7 protein-coding genes are annotated in these 12,200 nt (G+C 74.0%); 5 read left to right on the top strand and 2 right to left on the bottom strand.

From position 1 onward, the window contains the following. Positions 1–232: 232 nt before the first annotated feature. The 4 genes from AB8A24_RS18980 to AB8A24_RS18965 are packed head-to-tail and all read left to right on the top strand — an operon-like array spanning position 233 to position 10,394. Complete coding sequence (locus AB8A24_RS18980) at positions 233–3,415, top strand: amino acid adenylation domain-containing protein (protein WP_369476762.1); 3,183 nt, start codon at positions 233–235, stop codon at positions 3,413–3,415. Continuing rightward, a complete protein-coding gene (locus tag AB8A24_RS18975; protein WP_369476761.1) occupies positions 3,415–5,388 on the top strand; it encodes a non-ribosomal peptide synthetase in 1,974 nt (657 codons plus the stop codon). The genes AB8A24_RS18980 and AB8A24_RS18975 overlap by 1 nt, the downstream gene beginning before the upstream one ends. 1 nt (position 5,389) lies before the next feature. Next, positions 5,390–7,273 carry an amino acid adenylation domain-containing protein gene (locus AB8A24_RS18970; RefSeq protein ID WP_369476760.1) on the top strand — a complete coding sequence of 628 codons (1,884 nt, stop codon included), beginning with the start codon at positions 5,390–5,392 and terminating at the stop codon, positions 7,271–7,273. Further along, a complete protein-coding gene (locus AB8A24_RS18965) occupies positions 7,263–10,394 on the top strand; it encodes a condensation domain-containing protein (RefSeq protein WP_369476759.1) in 3,132 nt (1,043 codons plus the stop codon). The genes AB8A24_RS18970 and AB8A24_RS18965 overlap by 11 nt, the downstream gene beginning before the upstream one ends. 410 nt (positions 10,395–10,804) lie before the next feature. Here the strand turns inward: AB8A24_RS18965 and AB8A24_RS18960 are convergent, their stop codons facing one another. Both AB8A24_RS18960 and AB8A24_RS18955 read right to left on the bottom strand, forming a co-directional pair. Continuing rightward, entirely contained in the window at positions 10,805–11,140 is a 336-nt protein-coding gene (locus tag AB8A24_RS18960) for a hypothetical protein (RefSeq protein ID WP_369476758.1), read from the bottom strand. Between the two features lie 23 nt (positions 11,141–11,163). Further along, positions 11,164–11,433, bottom strand: a complete 270-nt coding sequence (locus AB8A24_RS18955; protein WP_328965409.1) for a hypothetical protein — start codon at positions 11,431–11,433, stop codon at positions 11,164–11,166. 348 nt (positions 11,434–11,781) lie between these two features. Here AB8A24_RS18955 and AB8A24_RS18950 point away from each other — a divergent pair, with 348 nt between their 5' ends. Next, positions 11,782–12,144: a hypothetical protein gene (locus AB8A24_RS18950; protein WP_369476757.1), complete on the top strand. Its 363-nt coding sequence runs from the start codon at positions 11,782–11,784 to the stop codon at positions 12,142–12,144. Positions 12,145–12,200: the final 56 nt, after the last annotated feature.

Genomic DNA, 12,200 nt, shown 5'->3' with positions numbered 1-12,200 from the left:
CCGGCACCCGATCCGGCCGCGGCGCCCCCGGCGCGTCACGGACCCGCGACCACCGCGCACCGGAGCCCACGCCCACCCGGCCTCCCGCGCCACCGCGCACCCCACGACTTCCCCCCATGGCATCCCCCCACGCAGAAAGCGGCACCGCGCGACCCGCGACGCCGTCCGCACGACCGCCGGACACGACCGTGACCCGGCACCGGAAGCCGACCCACAACCTCAGGGATCGCCCATGCTCCCCCTCTCCTCCTCGCAGGAGATCGTCTGGCTGCACGAGCAGATGCAGCCCGGCAGTCGCGCCTACAACTTCACCGCCTCACTGGACCTGTGGGGCACGCTCGACACCGACGCGCTGCGCCTGGGTCTCGAAGCCACCCTCGCCCGCCACCCCGGCCTGCGGCTCGAACTCGTCGCCTCCGCCGGTTCCGTACCGGCGCAGCGGGTCGCCCTAGCGTGTGCGCCGCGGCTGCGCACGACCGACCTCAGCACGGAGGCGGACCCCGAGGCGGCCTTCGCGCGCCTCCTGCGCACCGAGGCCGAGACACCGCTCGACACGTTCGAGGCACCGCTGATCCGCTGGACGCTCGTGCGCCTGGCCGAGCGCCACCACCGGCTCATCCACGTCGAGCACCACCTGATCCACGACGGGCACTCCTTCGCGATCCTGCTCGACGACGTCTTCCGCGTCTACCGCGCCCACGTCCTCGGCGAGACCCTCCAGCTCCCGCCCGCCTCCTCGTACGCGGACCACGTCCAGGAGCGCGCCGAGGCCGCGTACGCCCCCGAGTCCCTCGACTTCTGGCGGGCCGAACTGCGCGATCAGCAGCACGACCTGCCGCTGCCCGGCCTGACCCGCCCCGGTGCCCGCCGCAAGCACCACGGCGGACAGCTGCGCCAGACGATAGGCGCCGATCTCGCCGAACGCCTGCGCGGGCACGCCCGTTCACGTGGTCTCACCCCCTTCTCCACGCTCCTGGGGCTGTTCGCCGAGCTCCTGCGCCGGCACAGCGGCCGCTCCCGGATGGTCATCGGCACCGCCGTCGGCAACCGCCCCCTCGGCTACGAGGACGCCGTGGGCATGTTCGTCAACACCATCCCGCTGCCGCTCGTCCTGGACGGCGCGGCACCCGCCCAGGACACCATGGACGAGGTCACCGACACCCTCATCCGGGCGCTCCCGCACCAGGACGTACCGGTCCAGGAGCTGACCCGGGCACTGGGCATGCACACCTCCGGCGCCGACAACCCCCTCTTCTCCGTCATGTTCAGCGCCCACGACGCGCCGCTGCCCGAGATCGACGTACCCGGCCTCGACATCACCCTCTTCGAAGGCTTCAACACCGGCACCACCCGCTTCGACCTCGACGTGGTCCTGCTCCCGGACGACCGGCGCGGCGTCACCACGCGCCACGGCTCGCCCGGTATGACCCTGGTCTGGGACTACGACATGGACCTGTTCGGCGAGGACGTCGCCCGCCTGCTGTCCGGCCGCTTCCTTGACCTGCTGCGCGCCTACCTCGAGAGCCCCGAGACCCCGCTGGCCGACCTGGATCCCACCGCCGTGGAGCCGGCCGCCGAGCCCGTACCCGTCCCCGCCGACCGCGATCCGCTGGATCCCGTCGCCGGGCGGCACCCGTCGCAGCCGGCGCTGCTGTGCGGCGCCCGCCGGCTCACCTACGGCGAACTGGACGAGCGCGTCGGCTCCCTCGCCGAGCGCCTGCGCACCGCCGGCGTCACGCCCGGCCGTCCGGTGGCCGTCGTACTGCCCCGGGGCACCGACTCCCTCGTCGCCCTGCTCGCCTGCCTGCGGACCGGCGCCGTCTACTGCCCGCTCTCCCCGTCCGATCCGCCGGCCCGGCTCGGCCTGCTGCTGGAGCGGCTCGCCCCGGCGCTGGTCCTCACCGGTGACGGCACCCCGGCCCTGCCGGAAGGACTGCCGACCGCCCGGATCGACGCCCCGGTCCTGCCCCCGGCCCACGGAACCACCGAACTCCCCGGTACCGCGTACGTCATCCACACCTCCGGCTCCACCGGCACGCCCAAGCCGGTCGCCGTCGGCCACGCGGCGCTGGTGCACCACCTGACGGCGACCACCGACCGCTTCGGCCTCACCACCTCGGACCGGGTGCTGATGTTCGCCCAGCCGTCCTTCGACGTCGCGCTCGAAGAGGTGCTGCCGGCCCTGTACGCCGGTGCGGGCCTGGTCCTGCCCGAGTACGAGGTGCCCACGGGCGCGGAGCTCGCCGAGGCGCTGGTGTCCGCCCGGGTCACCGTCGCCAACCTGCCCACCAGCTACTTCCTCGCCACCCGCGAGGACCTCCGCCCCGTACTGCGGGACGAGAGCTGGGCGCCCCGGCTCGTGGTCCTCGGCGGAGAGCGCCTCCCCGTCGAGGCACTGCGCGGCGTCCTCGCCGACACCGACGCCACCGTGCTCAACGTGTACGGCGTCACGGAGGCGGCCATCAGCTCGACCGTCCACGAGGTCTCCCGCGACGCCCTCACCGCGGGCGCCGAGATCCCCCTGGGCACCGAGCTCCCGGGCGAGCGGATCCACGTCCTCGACGCCCACCACCGCCCGTTGCCGTCCGGCGCGGTCGGTGAACTCGCCGTCGCCGGCCCCGGTCTCGCCGAGGGCTACGTGGGCAACACGGAGGCGACGGCCGCCCGGTTCGTCACCCTCGACGCAGCCGGCGGACAGCGCGTCTACCTCACCGGCGACCTCGGATACCGCGGCCTCGACGGCCTGCTCCGCTTCCTCGGGCGCCGCGACAACCAGATCAAGCTGCGTGGCCACCGCATCGAGCTGGAGGAGATCGAGGCGGCCGCGTCCGCGGTACTGGGTGGCCGCTCCTGCGCCGTCGTACTGGACCGGGAGAGCTCCGGCGGGCCCCGGCTCGTCGGCTTCCTCGAAGCCGGGGCCGACGACGCGGACTTCGACGAGAAGGCGCTGCACGCCGAGCTGAGCGGCCGCCTGCCCGGCCCCCTCGTGCCCGCCCGCTGGGCACGGCTGGACGTCATGCCGACCCTCGCCGGTGGCAAGCCCGACCGTACGGCCCTGTCCCGGCGTGCGGCGGCGCTCGACGCCGACACAGCTGCCGGGCCCGGCACCGGCACCGAAGGCGCCCCCGTTGCCCGGACCGACGCCGACCTTGAGCCCGCGGCCACCACCGGGTCCGACGACCCCATGACGGCGCTGCTCACCGAAGGCTGGCGCACGGTCCTCGGCCACAGCCGTTTCGACGCCCGCTCCCACTTCTTCCACAGCGGGGGCCACTCCCTGCTGGCCGCCGAGCTGGCCGCCTGGCTCGAGCCCCGGCTGGGAACCCGCCCGCCACTGCGGATCCTCTTCCGCAACCCCGTGCTCGCCGACCAGGCCGATGCCCTCGCCACCACCGCCCCCTCCACGGAGTCGTGATGATCCAGTCCCCGGCCGCGCCCGCCGCCCCCGCCCTGCCCCTCGACACCGCCCTCGCCACCGGACTCGACTCCGCCCCCGCCGGCTCCGCGCCGAGCGTCGCCGACGGCCCCAGCGCCGAACCGACCCGGGTCCTCGCCCGCTTCGAGGACTGGGCCCGGAACACCCCGCAGGCCTCGGCCGTGATCGACGGCACGCGGATCTGGACCTACCAGGACCTGGACGCGGCGGCCGCGCTGGTCGCCGCCGATCTGGCCGACCGGGTCCGGCCCGGCGACCTCGTCGGCGTCTGCCTCGACCGGTCCACCGCCCTGGTGGTGACCGCCGTCGCGCTCGCCCGGCTCGGCGCCGTCTACCTGCCCCTCGGCCCCCGGCCCGGCGAACGCCGTATCCAGGCCGTCACCGAGGACCTCGACGTCGCCTGCCTCATCGGCGACCCCGGTGTCCTGCCCGAGGAGCACCGCGGCGGGCAGCACCTCCGGCTTCCGCTGCCCACCGTCGGAGTCAACGCCCCCGCCGTCGCCGTGGCGGCCATCGCGGACTCCGTCCGCGGCACCCGGCGCGCCCCCGAAGGCGCCCTGTACGCCGTCCTCACCTCCGGTTCCACCGGCCGCCCCAAGGCGGTCGCCGTGGCCGAGTCCTCGCTCTCCGTCGCTCTCGACTGGTACCGCTCCGAGACCGGCCTCGCCCCCGGCGACCGCCAGTCCCTGCTCATCGGCGTCGCGTTCGACCCGCACCTGCTGGAACTGTGGGCGGCCCTCACCTCCGGCGCCGCCCTCGTCCCGGCACCGGACGACACCCGCTGGGACAGCCGCGTCCTCACCGACTGGTGGCGCGACACCGCCCTCACCCACGCCGTGGCGGCCACCCCCACCGTCGAGCCGCTCCTGGACCGCCCGTGGCCGCAGGACCTGAAGCTGCGCCATCTCGTCGTCGGCGGCGACCGCATGCGCCCCCGCCCCGGAGCCGATGTCACCGCTACCGTCCACAACGCCTACGGCCCCGCGGAAGCCACCGTCGTCACCACCACCCACACCATGCGCGGCACCGACCCGGAGGCCGGGAACCGGACCCCGCCGCCCATCGGCACCGCGCTCCCGGGCGTCACCCTCGTCGTCACGGACGAAGAAGGCCGCCCCGTCGCCCGCGGGCAGGAGGGCGAACTGCGCATCGGAGGCCACTGCCTGGCACTGGGGTACCTCGACCCCGAGCTCACCGCACGCCGGTTCACCGCGCCCGCGCCGGACGCGGAGCTGCCCGCCGTCGAGCGGCTCTACCGCACCGGCGACCGGGTACGGATGAACACCGACGGCAGCCTGGACTTCCTCGGCCGCCTCGACGACCAGGTGAAGATCAGCGGAGTCCGGATCGAACCGGCCGAGGTGGAGGCCGCCTTCGAGCAGGATCCCCGGGTACGCACCGCTGTCATCACCGTCCTGCGCGACAGCTCCGGCCACGGCCGCCTCGTCGCCCACGTACGGCCCACCGACGGCGCCGAACCCCCGGCCGGGGACCTCCTCGACGCGGTCCGGTCCTGGCTCCCCGAGCAGGCCGTTCCTACCACCGTACGGATCGTCGACGGCTTCCCGCTCGACGCCAACGGCAAGGTGGACCGCCTCGCCCTGGCGGCTCAGGCCCAGGCCCAGGCGCCGCAATCGCTCCTGGCCGCCGCTTCGGGGGATCCCGCCGCGGCCGGAGCCGGCACCGGCACGGACGCGGTCGCTGCCGTCACCGCCGCCGAACGGCTCGTGCTGACGACCGTGCGCGACCTCCTCGGCCGGCCCGACACCGGTCTCGGCGACCACTTCACCGACGCCGGCGGCACCTCCGTGGTCGCCGCGCGGCTGCTGGCGACCGTCGAACGCGAGACGGGAGTGCGCCTGCGCGCGCCCGAGCTGCTGCGCAGCACGGACCTGCGCGCCTTCGCCGCCCTCCTCGACCAGCGCCTGACCGCGCGCCCGGAAGGAGCCTGACATGACCACCGTCACCCCGCTGCCCGCCGACCCGGCGCGCGGCACCCCCGTACCGCCGCTGGACGCGGCCACCACCGCGCCCGTCCGGCCGTCGGCGCCGGCCACCGCCCTGCCCGCACTCGTCGCGCGGCACGCCGAACGCACCCCGGACGCCCTCGCCGTCGTCGACGGCGACACCACCCTCACCTACGGCCGTCTCCTCGGGGCCGGCCGTGCCCTCGCGGCGTACCTGCGCGAGCACGGTGTCGAGCGCGGCGACCGGGTGGCGCTTCTGACGGCGCGGTCGTCCCGCACGATCGTCGCGCAGCTCGGCCTGTGGCTGGCCGGTGCCGTATGCGTACCGCTCGATACCGCCCAGCCCCGCCCGCGCACCGAGGCGATGATCGCCGACGCGGAGGTGACGCTCACCGTCGGCGACGCGAAGCTGCTGGACGCGGCCACCCTGCCCGGCCCCGTCCTCGCCCTGCCCGAGGCTCCGCTGACGACCGGTCGGCCGCTCGACGCGTCCGACCCCGACAGCCCGGCCTTCATCATGTTCACCTCCGGTTCCACCGGTCGCCCCAAGGGCGTCCTCGTTCCGCACGGGGCCATCGCCGAGCTGGTCACCGCACCGGACTACGTCACCGTCTCCGGCCGTGACCGCGTCCTGTTCCACTCCCCGATGACCTTCGACGCCTCGACGTTCGAAGTCTGGGTCGCGCTCGCCAACGGCGCGGCCGTCGTCGTCTGCACCGAGCAGCGGCCCTCCCTGGAGGACCTGGCCCAGCACGTGGAGCGGCACGGCGTGACCGTGGCGTTCTTCACCACGGCCCTCTTCCACCAGCTCGCCGCCCGCCGCTCCCGCGTCTTCGCCCAGCTCCGCTCGGTCGTCGTGGGCGGCGAGGCGATGGCCGCCGCACAAGCCCGCGAGGTGCTCACCGCCTTCCCCTGGCTGGAACTCGTCAACGGCTACGGGCCCACCGAGACGACCACCTTCGCGACCGCCCACCGGGTCACCGCACGGGACTGCGAGGGGCCCGTCCCGATCGGCCGGCCCATGGCCGGGGCCACGGCGCACGTCCTGGACGCCGACGGTCACCCGGTGGACGACGGCGACCGGGGCGAACTGTGGATCGGCGGCAGCCGGCTCGCCCACGGGTACACAGGCCTGCCCGAACTCACCGCCGAGCGGTTCGTCGAGCGGGCCGCCACCGGGCGGCTCTACCGTACGGGCGACATCGTCTCCCTCCGGACCGACGGCATCCTCCAGTTCCACGGCCGCAACGACGACCAGGTCAAGGTGCGCGGCTTCCGCATCGAACCCGCCGAGGTCGAACACGCCCTCCGCGAGCAGCCGGACGTGGACGACGCCGCCGTCACCGTCGACGGCGCCGGCACCCCCGAGGCCCGCCTCGTCGCGTTCGTCGTCGCCACGCCCGGCCCCGTCCCGCACGGCAGGGTGCTGCGCGAGCGGCTCACCGCCGTCCTACCGGGCCATCTCGTCCCCGACACGGTCACCGTGCTGGAGCGTCTGCCCCTCACCCCGGCCGGCAAGGTCGACCGGCGTGCCCTCTCCGGGCGCGCGCACGCCACCGAGAGCCGGCCCGCCGACGCGCCGGCGGCCCGGATGACGCCACTGGAACAGGCCGTCGCCGAGGTGTGGAGCCAGGCACTGGGCATCGAGGTCACCCGCGCCGACGACGAGTTCCTCCTCATCGGCGGCCACTCCCTCCTCGCCCTCGCCGTCACCGACGACCTCCGCGAGGAGCTCGGAGTGGAACTCTCCCTCGCCGACTTCTTCGCCGCCCCGACCGTCGCCGCGCAGGCCGCACTGGTCGAACGCGTCCTGCTGGCCGCGCACGAAGACCTCCACCCCGAGACCCCGGAGCACAGCGATGTCCACTGACACCGACTCCGCGGCCCGCGACCGCAAGGAACAGCTCCAGCAGGAGCTGCTGCTCCGGGCCCGCGCCGGGAAGGCCCGGCGGACGACGGACGGGTCCACCGCCGCCGCGGGCGCCGTCGAGGACGGTCGCGCACCGCAGGACACCGCCGAATCCGGAACCACCGCCCGGTCGGCCGCGGGCGTCGTCCCCCTGTCCCGCGCCCAGCGGCGCATGTGGCTGATGGAACGGCTCGGCGGAGCGGGCGACTCGTATCACGTACCGTTCGCCACCCGGGTGCGCGGCCCGTTCGACGTGGCCGCCCTCGCCACCGCCCTCACCCGGCTGGTGGCCCGGCACGCCATCCTGCGCACCCGCTACACGGAGCGCGACGGCGAGCCCCACCAGGAGGTCCTCCCGACGCCACGGACGATCCCCGTACACGTCGTCGACACCGATCCGGCGAACGCCCGGGGGCTGCTGCGGCGCGAGACGGCCCGGCCGTTCGACCTCGCCGCGGGCGACGCCGTACGGGCGCTGGTCCTGCGCCACGGCCCGCAGGACCACATCCTGCTGCTGACGTTCCACCACATCGCCGTGGACGGGGCCTCACTGGAGACCGTGGCCGCCGAACTCGCCGTCCTCTACGCGGAAGCCACCGACGGGAACGGCCGCACCGCCCTGCCCGTACCGCCGCAGTACGCCGACCACGCGCGCCGCGAGCACGAGGACCTGCCCGGCTTCGCAGCGGAACTGGAGCGCTGGAGCGACCTGCTGGCCGACGCCGTCCCGCCGCGCCTGCCCCGGCCCGCGGCGGCGGCGCCGCAGGCATCCGTACGTCCCGGAGCCGCGCGCAGCGTGCCGCTGGAGCCCGCCGTGCCCGACGCCCTGCGGGCGCTGGGTGCACAGCGGCAGGCCACCCTCTTCGCGGTATCGCTCACCGCGGCCTTCGCCGCACTGCACCGCCTCACCGGCGACGACGACCTCGTCATCGGCGTGGCGGGCACCCACCGCAGCGGAACCGCCATGCGCGGCCTGGTCGGCCTGTGCGTCAACACCCTGCCCGTACGGGTCGACGCCTCCGGCGACCCGACCTTCGCCCAGCTGCTGCGGCGCGTGCGCGACGCGCTCCTCGAGGCCCAGCGCCATCGGCACATCCCCTTCGACCTGGTCCTCGAACGCCTCGGCGCCGGAGCCCGCGGCGCGGACGGCACCGCGCTGGTCCGCGTCACCTCCGACGTCCTCGGCGAGCCGACCGTCCTGCGGCTGCCGGGGACGTCGGCCGAGTACGTCGACGTACCCTCCGACGGCGCGAAGTTCACCCTGTCCTACGGCCTGGTACCCGGCGACGGGGCAGTACAGCCCCGGGCGCTGGTCCAGTACGACCCGAACGCGCTGGACGACACCGTGGCGGAGGCGGCCCTGCGGGACTACGCGGTCCTGCTCCACGCGGTCGCGGACGACCCGGAACGCGCTCTGAGCACGCTTCCTCTTCCCGGCCCGGACGACAGCGCCTCCGGTGCACGGGCCGGCGCCGGCGCGGAGGGCGCCCGCGGCGGCGACCAGGAGGGCGCCGTTCCGGAGGGTGCCGTACCGGAAAGCCACCGGCAGGGCACCGAGGCGGAAGGCGCCGGGGACGGAGCGGTTCCGGCAGGCGCCCGGCCGGACGCGCCGGAAGGCGACCGCCACCCCGCCGCGCAGGCTCTGCGTGCCCACCCGGGCGTCGCCGACGCCACCGTGGTCCAGCCCGACCAGGGACCGCCGCTGGCCTACGCCGTCCTCCACGACAGCGTCGGCACGTCCGGCCACGAACTGCTGGGCCTGCTGCGGCGCTCGCTCGCAATCGAGGCCGTGCCCGCCACGGTCACGCTCCTCGACGCGCTGCCCCGCACGACCGCCGGCCCGCTCGACCACGCCCGGCTCCCCGGACTGCCCGAGCCCTCCGCGCCGGGCGACCCCTCCGGCCCCACGGCCGAGGCCGTCACGGAGACCTTCACCGAGGTCCTCGGCGTCGCGCCGTCGCCGGACGACGACTTCTTCGCCCTCGGCGGCCATTCACTGAAGGCCGTTCAGCTCGCCGAGCGGCTGCGTACGGACCTCGGACTGCCGCTCACCGGCCTCGACGTGCTCCAGGCCCGCACACCGCGGGCCCTGACCGCACTCCTCGACGAACGGGCGGCGCAGCAGAGCGCCGCGAAGACCGCGAGCAGGCCGGCTCCGCGCTCCCGCGACGTCCGCCCGGGTACGGTGCTGGTCACCGGCGCGACCGGTGGCGTGGGCGCGTTCGTCGTACGTGAACTCGTCGCGCAGGGCCGCCCCGTGCTCGCGCTGGCCCGGCCCGAGTCCACCCATCTGATCGCCACCGAGGGCGTCGACGTCATCGAGGGCGACCTCTGCGACCTGGCCGGACTGCGGGACGCTGTGGCGCAGGCGGACGCGGTCGTCCACGCCGCCTGCACCTTCACCCGGCACGACATCGACAGGGCGGCGATGGAGACGATGGTCGCCGCCTGGCGGCGCGGCCCCTTCGTCTTCGTCAGCAGTGTCGACGCCTACGGTCATCCCGCCACGGACCGGGTCGCCGAGGAGGCACCGTCCCACGAGCCCGTGAGCCCGTACGGGAGGACGAAGCTCGACTGCGAGGCCATGCTGCTGCGTGCCGCGGGCACCGAGGGGCGCGGTGGTGCGAGCGCCGTACGCTCACCGATCGTCTGGGGCGCGCACGACCGGCTGCGCGAACAGCTGCGCTGGGGCGCCATCGGCACGCTCTACCAAGCCGCCCGCCAGGGCCACCCGATCGACCTGCCGCGTCCCGGCACCGACGGCCACGACTGGTACGGAGCCGCCTGGGTGCACGCCGCCGCCCTGGCCCGTGCGGTGGTCGCATGCCTGGACCGGCCCGTGCACGGGGTCGCCAACGCGTGCAGCGGCCACGTGTCCTGGCACGATCTGGCGCAGGACCTCACGGAACTGCTCGGCACCGGGGCGCAGTCCCGCACCACCGAGGCGGTGGCCCAGGACCTCGATCATCGCTGGCACTACGACAGTGCACGCCTGGCCCGTCCGCTCCGCCCCCGCCCGGGGGAGGAGCGGCGGACCGTGCTGGCAGAGATGATCGGCGCCATGCGCCCCGAGAACGCCTGACCCGCCGGCTGCGCCCGGAGCACCTGCATGGTGCTCCGGGCGCAGCCGCGCGAGGGGGACCGCTTCGCCCCGGCCACCGACTTCTCCTTGACACACGGTCCGGGTCAAGGGGAAATCTCACCGATCGCCCGGCGCTGCGGCACCTCGAAGACGTCGGACCGGCCTGGGCCCTGTGGGCTGCAGGCACACGACGGGTGGACTCCACCGAGCACAATGCGGCGCCTCCACCCTCGGTCAGCTCGCGAAACCGACCGTCCCCCTCCCGGGGCCGAGCACTGAGTTGCTCCAATGATCATCATGGGCCGGTTCTACCGGCCACCGCACCGTCAGCAACAGGCCACCCCGGCCCGGTTCACCCGCCCGAGTACACCGGTTCACCGATGAAACGCCACTGCCCACCCCCGGCCCGGTCAGCCGGCGGCCGCCGCCGGACCTTCACCGAACCCGGGTACGTCCTTGATGCCCATATCCAGGCGCAGCCGCTGGAAGCGGAGCGGGTGGCGGTAGACGCCTCCGCGGTCGCCGGCGCGATCGGCGCTGACCTCGGCGACCAGGGCGGGGGGGACGAGGATGGTGTCGAGAACGTCGCGGCTCCCCCACGTCGCCGAGAAGCGCACGCCCGTCCACGGGTGTCCGGGCGCGGTGAGGTGCTCGGCGACCTGCCGGGCGGTGTCCGGGCGCAGCAGCACGGTCCGGCCGACCGCGCGCAGCCGGCCGTCGTTGTCGTGGCGGCCGAGGACGAGCAAGCCGGGGCGGGTCAGGGTGCCGGTTATCGCGCCGACGATCGCCTCAGTGGTGTCACGGCGCCTGATCGTCGATGGAGTCGGCCCCGGCACATCGCGCCCAGCAGCGACATCATCTTGGCGGGCGCGCGTGCCCCGCCGCTGTTGTCGGCCGCCTCGATACGAACCGTGGCAGCCAGATCAGGCAGCCCGACCCGCTCGGCGAGCGCGACCAGCGGCAGCAGCTCGGCATCCGCGATCAGACTCCGCTCGTCGAAGAGCGCGGAGACATGCACAGCAGCATGGGAAGACTGCATCTCGGAAGAGCCTTGCCGATCGCGCGGACCGGAAGCCTCACAACTCCCAATCATCGCAGGTCACAAGGCTCTTCCTCGTTCCCAGAAGGACTGTCCACAGGCATCAACCGATGGATCCGGACTGAGCCGAACCTCACTGAATGCTCAACTCCGCTTAGCGGAGGCAAAGTTACCGTGATCAAGATCTGATCACGATGCGGGAATCGTCGTTGCTGACGGCTCGCCGCGAGGCCGATGCTTAAAGCACCCCTCCACCCCCGAAAGGGGTCACCTGCGGTGCCCTGACCCGGCCCGCCTTAAGACTGACGGACACACCGGTGGAGAAATGGTACGGGAAGCGGAGAAATTGTGAAGTTCGGAATGCGTGCGGCAGTGCTGACCGCCGGAACGGCTCTGACCCTGTGGGGGTTCGGCGCCACCGCCCAGGCCGCCATCCCCACATCCACCACCATCGCCACCAGTGGCGTTGAGGTACTGGGCACCATCCAGTGCCGCCCGGACAACCACAAGTACACGGTGAAGAGGATCGCGCCGGTCCGTAAGGGCCCGTCCCTCAATGCCGCGCAGATCGACGTCCGCTACCCCGACAATGAGGTACGCAGCTATAACGAGTGCGTCAATGGCGGCAAGATCTTCATCTGCATCGCAAGCTGCCACGTTTCGGACGACGGCATTCGTGGGCAGTGGATGTTCCGCGGCGACGTTCGCTGATTTACCTTTCACATATTGCATGCGCTAAATTTGGTGCGCTTGGAAACGCCACGCCG

Source organism: Streptomyces sp. BF23-19, from assembly GCF_041106355.1.
GTDB lineage: Bacteria > Actinomycetota > Actinomycetes > Streptomycetales > Streptomycetaceae > Streptomyces > Streptomyces virginiae_A.
This window is presented reverse-complemented; position numbering and strand designations above follow the sequence as displayed.

What these genes read in the sequence shown, in the direction of transcription:
- AB8A24_RS18980 (WP_369476762.1), top strand. Translation starts at nt 233, where the DNA reads ATGCTCCCCCTCTCCTCCTCGCAGGAGATCGTCTGGCTGCACGAGCAG.
- AB8A24_RS18955 (WP_328965409.1), bottom strand. Translation starts at nt 11,433, where the DNA reads ATGCAGTCTTCCCATGCTGCTGTGCATGTCTCCGCGCTCTTCGACGAG.
- AB8A24_RS18965 (WP_369476759.1), top strand. Translation starts at nt 7,263, where the DNA reads ATGTCCACTGACACCGACTCCGCGGCCCGCGACCGCAAGGAACAGCTC.
- AB8A24_RS18975 (WP_369476761.1), top strand. Translation starts at nt 3,415, where the DNA reads ATGATCCAGTCCCCGGCCGCGCCCGCCGCCCCCGCCCTGCCCCTCGAC.
- AB8A24_RS18970 (WP_369476760.1), top strand. Translation starts at nt 5,390, where the DNA reads ATGACCACCGTCACCCCGCTGCCCGCCGACCCGGCGCGCGGCACCCCC.